This window comes from Pseudovibrio sp. Ad37, assembly GCF_001623075.1.
Lineage (GTDB): Bacteria > Pseudomonadota > Alphaproteobacteria > Rhizobiales > Stappiaceae > Pseudovibrio.
Map to the genome: position 1 here is coordinate 77,467 of NZ_LMCF01000032.1, position 15,907 is coordinate 93,373.

The following is a 15,907-nucleotide window of genomic DNA, read 5'->3' on the forward strand; positions in this document are numbered from 1 at the left end:
GGCCTACAGTCCCTCTACAAACTCCTCAAATTCAGGGCGTTCCTGCCAGGAGCCGTCGGGCCAGAGGGCTTTCATGGCTTTCACGATGGGATCGCTCCAACCTTGCTTGCCTTGGGATTGTGCCGCCAGCAGTTCGTCGCTGATCATGCCGGGGCGGGTGCGCCCAATGACCTCGATCAGAGCTTTGGCCTGTGCCAGATCCTTCGTCACCTTTGTCGCTGTATGCGCGCGCTTTTGTGAGATGATGAGCTTGTGCACGGCATAGCGTTCTGGTCGTGGCACATACACCGGAATGCCCGCCCCGAAGGGCAGGGCGGCAGGTGTGGACTCGTCAATCAACCAAGCCAGATATTGCAGGCTCATGGCTCCCGCATCCAGCCCCTGCAGCTCCAGCGGTTGCTTTTCGCCGCGCTTGCGGGTTGGGGTTAGCAAGTCCACCACAAACCCGATGCGAGAGCGGAAACGGGACGGCTTGGCGCGCCCATCCAGTTCCGGAATAGGCTCAAAACTCGGATCGGCGTCTTTCAGGATCGAGAGCATATCAATGCCTTCATCTGCCTTGATGGCCAGTGAGGCAGCCACCAGATCTGCGTCATCCGTCGCCAGCTGCGTGGATGGTAACGTACACCCTAACAGCAACGGGTAGCACTGATAGGCCAGTGTGCCCACCAGAATGGCGCCATTGCGGAACAGGCCATGATAGGTCATGGCATCCAGCACACGGCCCGCATAACTGTGTGTCGATAGCACGCCGACTTTGTTGAGTACGCTCAGGTCCTTACGCCGCGCTCGCGCCCGCTCGCTGGCATACTTGATCTGCTCAACCTTCGCCCGCGTTTCCGGCTGCAACGCTGGCCCCACATACAGGCTCTTGCGCCCGGCACCGACCGGCATCTTGACGAAAACGTTCTCCACATTCCCCTTCGCCTGCTGATAAACCGAGCCCCGCACAGCCCTGCTGTCATCATGCGTTTTCTGAATATAATCGGCAGCGAGATTCTGATAGGCGAGAGGAAGATCTGTCATATAGGCAGTATAGACATTCTATTCTTAAAGTGTCTATACCATTATATGGTTCCAGGTGTAATGAGGATGGAACCAATGAAATCGATTTTCCTAAGTAATTAATTGCATGGTTTATTATAATTCATGTGAATTATACATGTATTATGATAGAATACTTGCAGCTTTGATCGCGTTATTTTCTTTGAAATAGATTCCGTTGTCAGGTTTGCTGCAGACTTTCGATGAAAGTGCATGATGCTCTTCTGCAGACTCGGATTCACCGAGATGTCCCATTATTTCCAGAGAGGGACAGAAACATGAATTCTGTTGATTTAAATAGTAGCAGTGTTCAGCTGTTCGAAACACAGAACCCTGTAGAGCGACCTAGTTCGACTCTGGCCTATTTTGAAGCAGATGAAAGCTTCAAGAGCTTTCGGGTTGACGCTGCTAAAGGCATCTTTGAGCCTGCTCCCCTGGATGCAGAAGCTGCAGACAAGGTTTACGCTGAGATCTTTGAAAGAGATTGGTCAGAGGAAAAGCTTATATTTGATGCTTCTGAACTTAACATGGAGCTGATGCCTCTTCGTATCGAGTCTATTTTGATGAAGGCACATGCGGAGATAGCAAACAGATCTGGTGATTATTCGGGTTTTGTTGATCAGCTTTCCAAGTTTCAAGAAAACGTTCAGGCAATACTTGCAGATGGCATCGAGTTTAATCCTGATAACCCGTATCTCGAGAATGATGACATTCGTGAGCAACTGGAGAGCATTTTTCCGGGCAGCACGGATGGTGAGCCAAACGATCAGACAAACACCCTGACCTGGATCCTCAATGGAGAAGCTGCAGAAAATGCAGGCATGGCAGGGATCAACGTTCTCACCTTTGATTTCTCAGAGATGTTGGCAGGTGATACTGCCGACGTGGCTGTAAGCGTTCTGGCAGAGGCATTCATCAATTGGAACGCTGCGTTTGAGGATGTTTACGACAGTATCGGTTCTGCTCGTGATGCTCAGATTGAGCTGCTGTCCCAGCCAGAAGGCCCTGTTGATGCTGAAGTTGCGGCGGAAATTAACAAGGACATGAATTTAGATCTGGCGCGCGAGAAAGCGCAGCACGTTCAGACTGAGCTCGCCAAACAGGTCTTCTCATTAGTCAATGCGACATCTCCAAGCGCTCTTGCGTCCTTCAGCTTGTAAAATATTGGAGAAGCTGCGCCTGCTGCTTGCGCAGCTCTGAAGATCTGGATGCTCAGAATTGGTATAGACATTTTGATTTGAGAATGTCTATACCGATAGCCACATGACCAATCTTCCCGAACCCCCAAATGCTTTGAGTGTAGAAACAACCTATACTTGCAATATTGGATCCTCTCCATAAATATTGTTTAGGTCGGGAAGAGGGGAGGAGCTATTGGAAAATGAAGGCGGAAAGAAGAGGCCTAGTAAAACACTTGTGGTTACAGGCATACTTGGCTGGCTTCTTGTTATTTGGGAGTTTCTGTATTTCCTCACACGTATTCCTGTCCTCATAATACTGAGAACAGGTGCAGCCTTCTTTGCTCTCGAAAAGGTCTTAGATGTCGTGCTTGGGCGTATCTTCAGAAGAAAGCCCAAGCAATAAATCCCCCATAAACGCACTAACAAATAGCCTCCTACACTCCACCTTTGAATGGCTGACGGGGCTTGGCAAGTTCTGTTAGGCTTCTCCTGAATTTCAGGGGAGGGGTTTATGGCGGTTGGTTTTGAGGTTGAGGGGACGACGGCGGTTATTACGCTGGATAGACCTGAACGGCGCAATGCGGTGGATGGGGAGACGGCGCAGCTGCTGGTGGATGCCTTTACTCGTTTTGATGAGGACGACAGCCTCTCCGTTGCCGTGTTCACCGGGTCTCAAGGCACGTTCTGCGCGGGGGCTGACCTTAAAGCCATCTCAGAAGGCAAGCTTAATACTCTGCAAGAGGAAGGCGACTTCGCGCCGATGGGCCCGTCTCGAATGCGGCTTTCAAAACCAGTGATAGCGGCGATTGAGGGCCATGCAGTGGCTGGGGGGCTGGAGCTGGCGCTTTGGGCGGATATGCGTGTTGCCGGAAAATCTGCGGTGTTTGGCGTCTATTGCCGGCGGTTTGGCGTGCCACTGATTGATATGGGTACCATCCGCCTGCCGCGTTTGATCGGCCAATCCCGCGCCGCAGATATGATCCTGACAGGACGCAGTGTGAGCGGTGAGGAAGCCGTGGCTTTTGGCCTCGTCAACCGCCTCGTGGAAGACGGGGAGGCTCTCACCAGGGCGAAGGAATTGGCGGCGCATATGGCGCAATTTCCGCAAATGTGCATGCGCAGTGACCGGCTTTCCATGTTTGAACAGTGGGACATGACAGAAGCAGAAGCGATCAGGAACGAGATGCGGCGCGGCCTTTCGGTAATCTCCAGCGGAGAGACCGTTTCCGGCGCAACGGCTTTCAGCCACGGCAAAGGGCGGCATGGCGTTGGGGTGGAAAGCTGACATGCCCCGTTGCTTTAGCTAAAGCCTCCCTCCCGTAATTCTTCAGATCTTGTTGAGCAGACGTTGGCTCTGATTGAGGGCCGGCGATAGATGTAATTCTCTGCATTCTGGTAGGTCCGCTTACACGCTGTTTTGGCTGATCACTTTCCACCGTTCAGGCGACAAACGATACTCCATCCAACTCTTGGCTGAAACGAGGAGATCACGAGTGGTTTGTAAGACTTGTGAGGTTTTCCGAGGTGACAATGGCTGACTATGACACGTGGATGAGAGCTGTTGCCAAAGTCCTGAGCATTGATCTACCGCCAGCTCAAGCTGCAGCGGGGTCTGCAAGCGCACGTGAAACGCCTCCGGATAACAGCCCCATCAAGGTGCAAACCAAACCAGATGGAACCATGGTCATTGAGCCGGACTCCGTGCCCTCAGCCTTTCAATATGGCAACACAAATGGCGGCAAACAGCCCTATGGCAACATGTTTGGCATTTCTGAAGAGCATGCCATGGATGTGACAGGCAAGGTCAGTCCTCCTGTAACGGGCGGTGCTGCCAATGCGGAAAATGTGCTGTCTTATGACGCGTCTGGCGTGGTGCAGGATTATCCGTACATGGAAAATGCCGTGATTAAGCGACCAAACGCGTATTCCGCTGGACCGGATTCCCCGCCAACCTTTGTGGGCGCTGAGCTGCTGGTGCACGAAGCTAAGATCCTCGCCGCACTTGGTGAGTTTGATCAGGCGCTCGGCAGTGAGAATATTTTGAAGCTGAAAGGCGCAGGCCTGACAGAGTTCGGGGAGCCATTCGCCATCCGTGAAAAACTGAAGGGTGGGTCGCTGGATGATCGCCTTCCAGCAGACAAAGGCATGGGCGAGGAGCCGCTCAACGACTTCGCCGGAGGTCTGCTGGCCGGGGTCGCGTTTTTGCAAAAGCGGAACATCTTTCATCAGGACCTGAACATCGACACCATCCAGTTTCGTGAGGAAGACAGCACAGAGCCGGTGATCACCAGCTTTGACTATGCAACGGCGCATGAGGGTGTTGCCTCCGATTGTGAGGATGGCCAGCATTTTGAAATGGAGATTGGCGGCACGCCGAACAACCAACCGCCTGAACGATTTGTTGATGGGGCAGAGCTGTCCTCAAAGGTGGATTCCTGGGCCGGTGGTTTGGTGCTTGTTGCGGCAGCTGCTGGCAAGAATGCGCAGCAGGAGCTGATTGATGACCTTCAGGAGTTCCGCAGTGGCAGCAGCAATGATCAATCTTTGCTGGATGAGAAGCTGGAAGCGCGGTTGGACGGCACCCCGGACAACATCAAGGGTGCGATTAAAGGATTGCTGAAACTATCTCCGGAAGAACGCTTATCAGCCGAAGAGGCTTTGGGTGTTGTTGGCGCCCGTCCGGAATAAGGCGAAGCGAAAATTTATTCCTGAATATAACTGGTAGCGCAGGGTCTTTAGATTATTCTTCTGCTAAAGGCCCTGATTGCGCTAAACGCTTTTATGCACTATGCCAAGAACATACGCATTTTCGGGGGCGTTTCAGGAGGGAAACATGACAATCGCTGCTGCTAACTGAATCGATCGGTTCCAAGGCCTTTCCAAGCTGGAAAATCACATCAGGGAAATTCTGGTTAATCGTAGCACCATTGTTTCCGTGCCTGCCGGCACCATCATCTTTGGCCCCGGTAAAGCCCCAGAAAACCTCCTGCTTTTGCTTTCGGGTTCCGTGCGCGTGCAGCAGCTTTCTGAAGGTGGACGCGAGATCATTCTCTACCGCGTGCATGCAGGCGAAAGCTGCGTGCTGACGACGGCCTGTCTGCTGGCTTATGAGGATTATTCAGCAGAAGGCATTGCGGAGACAGACACGCAGGCAGTCGCTATTCCGCGCATGGTTTTTGATGATCTCATTGCCCAATCCGAAACCTTCCGCCGCTTTGTGTTCTCTGCCTACTCCAAGCGCATCACGGACTTGTTTCTGGTGATCGAGGAGATTGCGTTTCAACGCATGGACATCCGCCTTGCGCAAAAACTGCTGGAACTTGCTGGCAGCAGCAAGCGGGTGGCCACCACGCACCAGCAAATGGCAGCAGAACTGGGCACGGCGCGCGAGGTCATCTCCCGCCAACTGCGCGAGTTCCAGCGCCGTGACTGGATCACCCAATCCCGAGGTACCATCGAGATTGTTGACCGCGCCGGACTGGAAGTTCTGGCAAAAGCCTAGAGCGCATTCCCGAAAAGTGGTTCCGGTTTTCGAATAAGAATACGCGTGAAATTAAGGCTTCAGAGCTTGGTGCGTGAATGCACATAAACGCGACATGCTTAAAATCTTCAGAGTTTAAGAGCAACCCTCGGATCGCGAGCCATCCATTTTACGAGGAACTTCTTTTCGAGCTCATAGTTATGGTCTTGGTGTGCTTTGTCCAGATCAATGTGATTGGTGTTTGTTGCGGTAGCAAAAAAGTCAAACCCATAAACATCTATCTGCCCGTATCCGCCAAGTTCCTCCAAGAGGCAAAGAAGCACAAAGCCGGTACTTGTCTTTCTGGTGGTGCGGTTAAGATAGCGTTTGAGCTCAGTTTTTTTCAGCAGGTAAACGATGTCGGTCTGTTTTACCAACCACTGAGGAAGAGAAAAACTCCTGTTGGCAGGTGTCCAGATAACCCGTTGTATTTGCTTGCTATAGACGAAGCTCTTGGGAACACTCATGCTTGTCGCGACCCAGGATAGTTTTTGTCCATGGCTGCTCGTATGAGGTATTGCTCCGCGATTTAGCCTGATGACAAGATCATGTGCGTCAATCTCTGCACCATATTGCTTTTCGCTCAGTGAACGCGCGTTTCCTACAACAGCGATACGTTTTCCAGCGATATCATCTCTCAGCTGTTGTTTGGAAACATACCCCTTAAAAAGCTTCATGCGTAGCAGCCGCAAAATGTGTTTACGCTTTGCAAGTGAGTTGGCGCGCCTTCGCTGACGATAGACCTTTTTCAGGTCTTGACGCCCCTTTTGAGACAACTGCCAGGTGATGTAAAACTGCTGATCGTTCGTAGCACTTCGAAGGACGTCAACATAAGGGAAGTACTCAGAGAGTTTGTCGAGCCACCACGGGGAGGGCTTCACTGTACAGTGGGCGTTCGAACCGTCTGGAAGTAGAGCTGTCGCATAGAGCGTCGGGATGTGAAAGATAACTTTCGCTGATTTTGCTCTGATGTCTTTAAGAACAAGATCCAGTTCAGTTTCCGGTACATGCTCCAATACATCGGTATTCAGAACAAGGTCGAACTTCCCTTGAGGATTGCTACAATACTCAGGAATTGACGGATCGTATCGGTGTGCTTCGCTTTTAAGAAGTGTTGCCACGTCATCAATAAGTGAGCTTTTCCCACAGCCATAATCGAGAATGGTTTTGGGCTGAGCATCCGCAGCCAGCGGCAATATGATATCCATCATATAGGATGAAGACGTGCCGTATCCGGGGTTAGATCTATGAAGTTGAGCGTAAAGCTCGCGGTTTTTTACAGAAACTTCGGTCAACTGGAACCCCAACTGCTTTCTGGCGCATGTCTCGGGCAATCGGATCTCCCCGCAGTGCCCTTCAACGCCATGCTAGCCAGAAATTGGGTCTCTGAAACCTATGGATTGTTCTGGGATGGCCAGCTGGCATTATGGCCTTTGGGCATTTCGCATTGATTTTTAAGGCGCTTCGAAGAAAAGAGGGGCTTGGAGCCGAGTTTGGTGACTTCGTCACTGAAGCCTTTGCGAAGACTCGTTATCCGTTAGGCCACGTACCTGGAGGACGAGACTATGATGGCTAACGTTGGAACTATTGATCGCATTCTTCGCTTTATTATCGGTGTTGTGCTGATTGCACTGCCGTTGTCTACCAACATTTCTTTGTTTATGCAGCCACTTTTCTTTTATGGCGCAATCATCGTCGGCATTGTAATGCTGCTGGTCTCCGCCGTGCGGATTTGCCCGTTCTACTCCATTTTTGGAATTAAAACCTGCCGCGTTTAAGCATGTTTCTGGAGATCACAAACTGATTTCCGACAAAAAAATATAATAAGAAATGCTTAGGCGGCTGTGCAGGCGGTCGAACACGAAAATAAACAAGTGCACGTACCATCGACCGCCACTGCGCACGCGTTAACTTATTGAGGAAGTTATGACGAACTACCCCGTGAACATGGCTGTCGAGCCTGAAGTCAGGGCCTTTTTTGACCCCGGCACCAATACAATCAGCTATGTGGTGAAGGATCCTGCCTCATCTTCTGTTGCCATCGTCGATTCCGTTATGGATATCAACTATGCAGCGGGCCGCATCACCTATGACAATGCGGATGAGATCATCAAATACGTGCAGGACAATGGCCTGACGGTTGAATGGCTGATTGAGACCCATGTTCATGCAGATCACCTCTCAGCAGCTCCGTACATTCAGGAGAAGCTGGGCGGCAAAATCGGCATTGGTGAGAACATCACCGTGGTTCAGGACACATTTGGCAAGGTGTTCAATGAGGGAACCGAATTCCAGCGCGATGGAAGCCAGTTTGACAAGCTGTTCAAGGACGGGGACAGCTATCAGATCGGTACCATGACTGCGTTTGCCATTCACACTCCGGGGCACACTCCGGCTTGCATGGTTCATGTGGTGGGCAATGCAACGTTTGCGGGCGATACCCTGTTTATGCCGGATGGCGGGTCTGCTCGTGCAGACTTCCCGGGCGGGGATGCAGCAACTCTTTATGACAGCATCCAGAAGGTACTGTCGCTGCCCGACGAGATGCGCTTGTTCATGTGCCACGACTACGGCCCGAATGGCCGCGACATTGAGTGGGAAACCTCAGTGGGCGCGGAGAAAGAACACAACATCCACGTTGGTAAAGGTCACTCCCGCGAAGATTTCATCAAATTCCGCACCGAGCGTGATGCACAGCTGGACGTACCAAAGCTGATCATTCCGTCTTTGCAGGTGAACATGCGTGCAGGTGCAGTGCCGACCGATGAGGACGGCGTTCCAATGCTCAAAGTGCCAGTCAACGCACTTTGATCTGATGATGTGAGGAGGGGAAACATCATGGATATTAAGAGTATCAGCTCATCACTTTCTGTCTGTCCGCAGATTACTGCACAAGACGTTCAGAAGATTGCGGACCTGGGCTTCCGCAGTATTGTTTGCAACCGTCCGGACGGGGAAGGTGCAGACCAGCCAGTGTTTGACGAGATTGAAGCTGCAGCGAAAAAGCTAGGTCTGGAAACACGCTATCTGCCGGTTATTTCCGGTAAGGTGTCTGACGAAGACGCCGAGGCCTTTGGCAAGGCAATGAACGAAATTCCGCGCCCTGTGCTGGCCTACTGCCGCACTGGCACGCGCTGCGCCACGCTGTGGTCCCTCAGTCAGGCTGAGACTTTGACCGTGGCCGATATTCTGGCAGCCACTAAGTCCGCTGGCTATGACATGGCAGGCGTCGTGCGCCGCATTGCCAATGGTGGCAGAACACCAACGGACCGTGCAGATGCCTCGTTTGATGTGGTGATTGTTGGTGGCGGTGCTGCTGGCATTGCCGTGGCCGCGAGTTTAAAATCCCGTAAGAGCGATCTTGAGATCGCTGTCATTGATCCTGCTGATATTCATTACTATCAGCCGGGTTGGACCATGGTTGGCGGTGGCATCTTCAATGCCTCCCAGACCGCTAAAACCATGGGCGCTCTGATTCCGCGAGGCGTGCACTGGCTCAAATCCGCTGTGGCTGCGTTTGAACCGCAAGACAATGCGGTCATTCTGGATGGTTGCCGTGTCGTGAAATACGACCGCCTTGTGGTGTGCCCCGGCCTGAAGCTGGACTGGCACAAGGTGGAGGGTCTTGTATCCACGCTTGGCAAGCACGGCGTAACCTCCAACTATCGTTACGATCTGGCGTCCTACACATGGGAGCTGGTGAGCAACATGAAGGAGGGCCGTGCGCTCTTCACCCAGCCGCCAATGCCAATCAAGTGTGCTGGTGCACCGCAAAAAGCGCTTTATCTTTCCGGTGACTACTGGCGCAAGCAAGGTGTTTTGAAGAACATCGACATCCAGTTCCACAATGCTGGTGGTGTGCTGTTTGGTGTGAAGGACTATGTGCCTGCGCTGGAAAAATACATCGACCTGTACAACGCAGACCTCAACTTCTTCAACAATCTGGTCGCCATTGATGGCCCTGCAAAGAAGGCATGGTTTGACGTGGCAAAGCCGGACGCGCCAGTTGAGCGGGTGGAAGTTGATTTCGACATGATCCACGTGTGCCCACCGCAATCTGCTCCGGACTTCATCCGCGTCTCGCCACTGGCGGATGCCGCCGGATGGGTGGATGTGGATCAGATAACGCTGCGCCACAAAACGCACAGCAACATCTGGTCGCTGGGTGATGTGATGAACGCACCCAATGCAAAAACAGCTGCTGCAGCTCGCATGCAAGCGCCAATCGTTGCTGAAAACCTCGTTGCAGACATCGAAGGTCGCTCACAACCAGCGATGTACAACGGCTATGGCTCCTGCCCGCTCACCGTGGAGCGCGGCAAAATCGTACTGGCTGAGTTCGGGTATGGCGGAACCTTGCTGCCAAGCTTCCCCACATGGCTGCTGGATGGCACCAAGCCAACCCGCGCGGCGTGGATCCTGAAAGAGCAGATCCTGCCGCCGGTTTACTGGTGGGCAATGCTGCGCGGCAAGGAATGGATGATCAAGCCTGAGAAGGTTAGCGCAAGCTAAAATAAGCATTGCGGCCTTTGCTGAATTACTATCATGTGTCCGGGGGAGCTGCTTCCCCGGATTAATCTATGCACTTTGAAGGCAGACCCATGTTCTCCTCGGTCTTTCGGCGATATTTGCCCGTTTTAACTTGGGGCAGAAACTATAATAAAGACAGTTTTTCTAATGACATGATTGCAGCGGTGATTGTGACGATCATGCTGATCCCGCAGTCTCTTGCTTATGCTTTGCTCGCTGGCCTGCCGCCGGAAGCCGGGCTTTATGCGTCAATTCTTCCGATTATTTTGTACGCCATCTTCGGCACCAGCCGTGCACTGGCCGTGGGGCCCGTTGCTGTTGTTTCGCTCATGACTGCAGCCGCGATTGGCCAGATCGCAGACAGCGGCACGGCGGGTTATGCCATTGCTGCGCTCACCCTTGCCATGCTGTCCGGCGGTATTTTGCTGCTGATGGGCGTGTTCAAACTCGGGTTTCTCGCCAACTTCCTCTCCCACCCTGTGATTGCCGGTTTCATCACGGCCTCAGGTGTTCTGATCGCCAGCAGCCAGCTCAAGCATATTCTGGGTGTGGATGCGAAAGGGCATACGCTGGTGGAGATTGTCTTTTCCATCTGGGAGCATCTGGGCGAAGCCAATCTGGCGACGATCCTGATTGGTGTCTCGGCCACCCTGTTCCTGTTCTGGGTGCGCAAGGGCATGAAACCGATGCTGCTGAACATGGGCCTGAAGCCACGCCTTGCGGATGTTTTGACCAAGGCTGGACCAGTCGCCGCCGTGGTGGCGACGACGGCTGTGGCTTGGATCTTCAGTTTGGATCAGGTCGGTGTTAAGATCGTCGGCGCTGTGCCGCAAAGCCTGCCGCCGCTCAGCATGCCAAGCTTCTCCAGTGAGCTGATCGGCGCGCTGTTTATACCTGCGCTGCTGATCTCCATTATTGGTTTTGTGGAATCCGTTTCCGTGGCGCAAACGCTGGCAGCGAAGAAGCGTCAGCGCATCGATCCTGATCAGGAGCTGATTGGTCTGGGTGCTGCCAACCTTGGGGCGGCCTTCACAGGTGGTTATCCTGTAACGGGTGGGTTTGCCCGTTCCGTGGTCAACTTTGATGCGGGTGCTGAAACGCCTGCTGCCGGCGCTTATACGGCGGTTGGTTTGGCAATTGCTGCTGTTTCCCTCACACCGCTCATCTTCTTCCTGCCCAAGGCCACATTGGCTGCGACCATCATTGTGGCTGTGCTGTCACTGGTGGACTTCAGCATTCTCAAGCACAGCTGGAGCTACTCCAAGTCTGACTTCTCAGCCGTGGCCGCTACCATTTTGCTGACCCTCGGCTTTGGTGTTGAAACCGGTGTTTCTGCAGGCGTGATCCTCTCCATTGGGCTTTACCTCTACAAGACTTCCCGGCCTCACATTGCAGAGGTTGGGCTGGTGCCGGGAACCGAGCATTTTCGCAATATCAACCGGCATGAAGTGCTGACAACGCCAGAGCTGCTGACCATCCGCATTGATGAGAGCCTCTACTTCGCCAACGCGCGTTTTCTGGAAGATTACATCTACGACCGTGCGGTGGATGATGAGTGCCTCAAGCATGTGGTGCTGCAATGTTCTGCGGTGAATGAGGTGGATCTGAGTGCTCTGGAATCTCTGGAAGCCATCAACCACCGGTTACAAGACGCAGGAATCACGCTGCACCTTTCAGAGGTGAAAGGCCCGGTGATGGACCGCCTGCAACGCTCGCACTTCCTTGATGAGCTGACGGGCAAAGTGTTCCTCTCCCAATATCAGGCCCAAGAGGAGCTCGCCTCCGTCTGCACCCGCCAATCCGCTCAGGCGCCTGCCTGATTCACCCCCCTTATCAGGCAGAGCTAAGAGACCCCGTGGATCCCCTCCACGGGGTTTTTATGTTCGGGGGTGTAGTTAGCAACGAGATAATCCAGCTCTCCTACTTGCCGCCATTCATCAGCTCACAGGCATTCGCAGGAGCAGCGTGCCTGTGGACCAAAGGCCAGTCATGCACTAACTTTCAAACCGGACCACTCAAGTGGGGCTGATCAGAACCACTCAAGCGGCGCAGGGCAATTGAGTATAATCATACACTTAAAGCATACCAGCTCTCTCTTGGTAACGAGGCTAGGGATGGTGCGCCTTTTTCGGAGAAATTCCATTGTCCGACATTGCCGGGGCCACATTCAAAGCACCTGAAGTTGCGGGTTTTTACCCGTGCCGCCCTCCTTACGCTCAGCAAGTTTACGAGTGCATCATTGATCGGTCTTCCGCAACACACCGCTTATTGGATCTGGGCTGCGGCGAGGGCAAAATTGCCAGACCAATGACGAAAGTCTTTGATCAGGTTTGTGCCGTCGACCCCTCCGCTAACATGATCAAATTAGGCCGGTCCTTGGAAAACGGTAGGACAGACAACCTTGAATGGGTGGAAGCGACAGCCGAAAGGGCGCCTTTGACGGGTAAGTTTGACACAGTCACTTTTGCATCAAGCATCCATTGGATGGAACCAAGCAGGCTGTTCCCTAAACTTGCAAAGCACTTAAGTGAAAATCATATTCTTGCAATCATTCAGGGCGATGCAGCGTTTCAGCCGTCGTGGCAAGATGAGTGGCAACATTTTTTGGCAAAATGGGTGTCTCAAATCACAGGTGAAGAGGTAAATTCTAATAAATGGCGGGCGACCCAAGCCAAACATTTGGACTATATCAATCTCCTTGAAACCAAAGAGTATGTTTCGCAGCCATTCCGGCAAACCGTTGAGGACTTTATCTTGTGCCAGCATTCGCGCGATACTTTCGCGTTGGCAAAGCTAGGCGCGCGCCGCCAAAACTTTCACAATGAACTTAAAGCCCTTTTGCAGCCTCATGCTAATTGCGAGGGTCAACTGACATTTCAAGTCAAAACCCATTTGACAATCGCTAGGATTAAATGAGCTTCGCTCCTCCCAATGCAAAGGTCATCCCAAAAACTTAACTGGGCCTTAATATCTTCGCCAATGATCAGGCTGCTCGTTTCAATAGATCCCCGTGAATGGGAATTAATGCAGAAAAGGCGAGAGGGTCAACATTACGCCAACTGATGCTTAGGGGCAGTCCGAGAGAAATAGCGGGTGTTGGGCGTTGGGGCAGGAGTAGTAAGCTGGTGGCCTACTTCAGGTTTTCGCTCCGTTCATGGGCATCAATTGCAATGGCACACGAAGAGAAATCACAGCTTCAAAAGGGAGCCGCAGGCTGGTTTTTGCTGGCAACGCTCGGGGTTTCCTATGTGATCTCAGGCAGTTTTGCCGGGTGGAACTATGGGTTTGCGGTGACAAACTGGTTTGGTATGGTGATCGCTGTGGCATTGATGGGGCTCATGTATTTCTGTCTCGTCCTGTGCCTTGCTGAGATGTCTGCCGCCTTACCGAGTGCCGCGGGAGGCTACCGGATTTCACGAAAGGTGATGGGGGACACGGGGGGCTTTGCCACCGCGCTGGCGGTGCTGTTGGAATACTCCATCGCTCCGGCTGCGATTGTCATCTTCATCGGGCAATATATTGAAGCGCTTTGGGGCATCAACGGCCCTTTCGTGTACGCAGTGTTTTACGTGGTTTTTATCGGTGTACACTTGGTGGGAGTGGGAGAAGCGCTGCGGTTTATGCTGGTGGTGACGGTGTTTGCCGTGCTGGCTATTGTCGTGACATTGCTGGCACTTGGCCCTCATTTCAGCCTGAGCAATCTTGCAGCATCCTCTTACAGCGCATCGGCAGAACCGAACTTGTTCTCGTTTGATGCAGTGTCAGTCTGGGCCGCATTTCCGTTTGCCATGTGGTTGTTTCTGGCCGTTGAAGGTGTGCCGCTTGCAGCAGAGGAAGCTAAGGATCCAGCTGTTGATCTGCCGCGAGGCATCATCGGTGCCATGCTCTTTCTGCTGGTGAGTGCGGTTTTGATTGTGGTGTTTATTCCGGGGGCTGCATCATCTCGTGAGGTTGGCGATTACGGGGCGCCGCTGGTGGATGCCCTGAAGCATGTGTTTGGCGAAGAGTCAGTACTGGCGGATGTTGTTAATCTGGTGGGGCTGGCCGGACTGATCGCCTCGTTCTTCTCCATTATTTTCGGATACAGCAGGTTGGTGTTCGCCATGTCGCGGGAGGGGTATTTGCCCCGCTTCATGTCTGCCATAAGCTCTCGAAAAGTTCCGCATTGGGCATTGATCATTCCGGGAGTGATCGGGTTTCTCTGCTCGATAAGTGGAGAAGGCGAGCTGATGATCAACATTGCGGTGATTGGCGCGACGCTCTCCTATGCCCTGCAAAGCGTCAGCTACATTTTGCTGAAACGAGATTATGCAGGGTTGCACCGGCCTTATCGTGCTCCGGGTGGGAAAAAGACAGCCTATGTAACGCTTGTTCTTTCGCTTTTGGCGCTCACGTCGTGCTTTGCATACGATCTTGTGGCCGCACTAATTGCTTTGACGCTTATGGGGCTGGGTGTCGGCTACTATGTTTTGCTAGGCCAGAAGAGAGCCTGAATTGCTCAAGCCGAAGCCTTAGGATGGTTTTTCGCCGTATAGCTTGATGGCTTTCACCTTACCTGAGAGTTCGTTGGCTGCTTTGTCCAGCATTGCATCTGTTGAAAGCCCAAGCTGCCTCGCCAGTTCGTCCAGTGCGACGGGCAGCTCGTTTTTGATGAGCTGTTTCAGGACGGCATCCTCATAGGTCATACGATCCAGAACAGTCAGCGCAGTGAGACCGCTGTTTCCTGCAAACTCCAAATAAGCTGCTTCAGATACTGCGCCAGAAATACAGGCGGACAGAAGATCCTGATGCATATGTAGCCATTCCGGTAAATCCTTCGACAGCATGTCTGAGATAACCAGCTTTCCGCCCGTTTTGAGCACACGGTTGATCTCAGAGAACACTGCTGCTTTGTCGGCAGACAGGTTGATGACGCAGTTTGAGATGACCCAGTCCACGGACTGATCCGGGAACGGCAGGTGCTCGATAACACCTTGATGGAGTTCAACATTGCGGAGGTCGTGTTGCTCGCAATTGCCTTTGGCGAGCGCGATCATATCCTCGCTGACATCAATGCCGATCACTCTGCCCGACGGCCCGGTTTTCTCGGCGGCGAGGATAAGGTCCAGCCCGGCTCCAGATCCGAGATCTAGCACTGTCTCCCCTTCCTTTATCTGCGAGAAAGCCAGGGGATTGCCACAGCCAAAACTAGAGCCAAGCAAGTGCTCCGGAATCTCCTGGGCATCATAATCGGGGGCCAGTGCTTGCTGGAAGGTGTTCCTACCCTTTACGTCCGCAAGCTTTCCGGAATAAAAGGCCGCGATGTTTGAGAGGTGCTCAGATTTCTTTACTCGGTCGGTCAACGACGTCACCTTCCTGCTGCGCGTTATGGCTCTGTGTAATCCTAGTTTACGCTGTACAGCAGGGGCACACTTCATGGTCTGACAGACAAAACAAAGCGTTAAGCGATGGCTGCTTTTCGGGCGTAGTGATCGGGAGTTCTCACAAGATTACGAAACTCTATACCTAGAGCGTGCTGCGCCAGATCTGATTCAGGTTTCTCATTTTAACTTTTTGTGATTCAATGTTGCCATCCTTGTTTTTGGAGGGCACATGGGCAAGCCATATCCGATAGAATTACGTGAACGGGTTG

General features: G+C 52.7%; 15 protein-coding genes. 12 read left to right on the forward strand and 3 right to left on the reverse strand.

Annotation, left to right across the window (positions count from 1 at the left end; genetic code table 11):
* Positions 1-3 precede the first annotated feature (3 nt).
* Complete coding sequence (locus PsAD37_RS09300) at positions 4-1,026, reverse strand: GSU2403 family nucleotidyltransferase fold protein (RefSeq protein WP_063295898.1); 1,023 nt, start codon at positions 1,024-1,026, stop codon at positions 4-6.
* Positions 1,027-1,322: 296 nt separating this feature from the next.
* Here PsAD37_RS09300 and PsAD37_RS09305 point away from each other — a divergent pair, with 296 nt between their 5' ends.
* The 5 genes from PsAD37_RS09305 (at position 1,323) to PsAD37_RS09325 (ending at position 5,727) form a co-directional block, all read left to right on the forward strand.
* On the forward strand, positions 1,323-2,204 hold the full coding sequence (locus tag PsAD37_RS09305; RefSeq protein WP_063295899.1) for a hypothetical protein: 882 nt from the start codon (positions 1,323-1,325) through the stop codon (positions 2,202-2,204).
* Between the two features lie 214 nt (positions 2,205-2,418).
* Positions 2,419-2,628, forward strand: coding sequence for a hypothetical protein (locus PsAD37_RS09310; RefSeq protein ID WP_063295900.1), 210 nt, complete (start codon positions 2,419-2,421; stop codon positions 2,626-2,628).
* A gap of 108 nt (positions 2,629-2,736) precedes the next feature.
* Entirely contained in the window at positions 2,737-3,510 is a 774-nt protein-coding gene (locus PsAD37_RS09315; protein WP_063292980.1) for a crotonase/enoyl-CoA hydratase family protein, read from the forward strand.
* Between the two features lie 245 nt (positions 3,511-3,755).
* Entirely contained in the window at positions 3,756-4,913 is a 1,158-nt protein-coding gene (locus tag PsAD37_RS09320) for a protein kinase (RefSeq protein ID WP_063295901.1), read from the forward strand.
* A 169-nt stretch (positions 4,914-5,082) separates the two neighbouring features.
* Positions 5,083-5,727 carry a Crp/Fnr family transcriptional regulator gene (locus PsAD37_RS09325; RefSeq protein ID WP_063295902.1) on the forward strand — a complete coding sequence of 215 codons (645 nt, stop codon included), beginning with the start codon at positions 5,083-5,085 and terminating at the stop codon, positions 5,725-5,727.
* 107 nt (positions 5,728-5,834) lie between these two features.
* Here the strand turns inward: PsAD37_RS09325 and PsAD37_RS09330 are convergent, their stop codons facing one another.
* Positions 5,835-7,079 carry a glycosyltransferase family 29 protein gene (locus PsAD37_RS09330; protein WP_063295903.1) on the reverse strand — a complete coding sequence of 415 codons (1,245 nt, stop codon included), beginning with the start codon at positions 7,077-7,079 and terminating at the stop codon, positions 5,835-5,837.
* 92 nt (positions 7,080-7,171) lie between these two features.
* On the opposite strand from PsAD37_RS09330, the gene PsAD37_RS28335 reads away from it, so the two are divergent.
* From PsAD37_RS28335 to eat, 7 genes are all read left to right on the forward strand, one after another.
* Positions 7,172-7,321 carry a hypothetical protein gene (locus PsAD37_RS28335; RefSeq protein WP_193778240.1) on the forward strand — a complete coding sequence of 50 codons (150 nt, stop codon included), beginning with the start codon at positions 7,172-7,174 and terminating at the stop codon, positions 7,319-7,321.
* Positions 7,311-7,523: a DUF2892 domain-containing protein gene (locus PsAD37_RS09335; protein WP_063295904.1), complete on the forward strand. Its 213-nt coding sequence runs from the start codon at positions 7,311-7,313 to the stop codon at positions 7,521-7,523. Before PsAD37_RS28335 ends, PsAD37_RS09335 begins: the two co-directional genes overlap by 11 nt.
* Before the next feature lie 148 nt (positions 7,524-7,671).
* Complete coding sequence (locus PsAD37_RS09340) at positions 7,672-8,556, forward strand: MBL fold metallo-hydrolase (RefSeq protein WP_063295905.1); 885 nt, start codon at positions 7,672-7,674, stop codon at positions 8,554-8,556.
* A gap of 27 nt (positions 8,557-8,583) precedes the next feature.
* Positions 8,584-10,257, forward strand: a complete 1,674-nt coding sequence (locus tag PsAD37_RS09345; protein WP_063295906.1) for a bifunctional protein tyrosine phosphatase family protein/NAD(P)/FAD-dependent oxidoreductase — start codon at positions 8,584-8,586, stop codon at positions 10,255-10,257.
* An 89-nt stretch (positions 10,258-10,346) separates the two neighbouring features.
* On the forward strand, positions 10,347-12,095 hold the full coding sequence (locus PsAD37_RS09350; protein WP_063295907.1) for a SulP family inorganic anion transporter: 1,749 nt from the start codon (positions 10,347-10,349) through the stop codon (positions 12,093-12,095).
* Between the two features lie 322 nt (positions 12,096-12,417).
* Positions 12,418-13,191 (forward strand): trans-aconitate 2-methyltransferase, encoded by a 774-nt coding sequence (locus PsAD37_RS09355; RefSeq protein ID WP_063295908.1) that lies wholly within the window; start codon positions 12,418-12,420, stop codon positions 13,189-13,191.
* A gap of 209 nt (positions 13,192-13,400) precedes the next feature.
* Positions 13,401-14,768: an ethanolamine permease gene (gene eat / locus PsAD37_RS09360; RefSeq protein WP_208991791.1), complete on the forward strand. Its 1,368-nt coding sequence runs from the start codon at positions 13,401-13,403 to the stop codon at positions 14,766-14,768.
* 18 nt (positions 14,769-14,786) lie between these two features.
* On the opposite strand, the gene PsAD37_RS09365 is transcribed toward eat, so the two are convergent.
* A complete protein-coding gene (locus PsAD37_RS09365; protein WP_063295910.1) occupies positions 14,787-15,617 on the reverse strand; it encodes a methyltransferase domain-containing protein in 831 nt (276 codons plus the stop codon).
* Between the last annotated feature and the right edge of the window lie 290 nt (positions 15,618-15,907).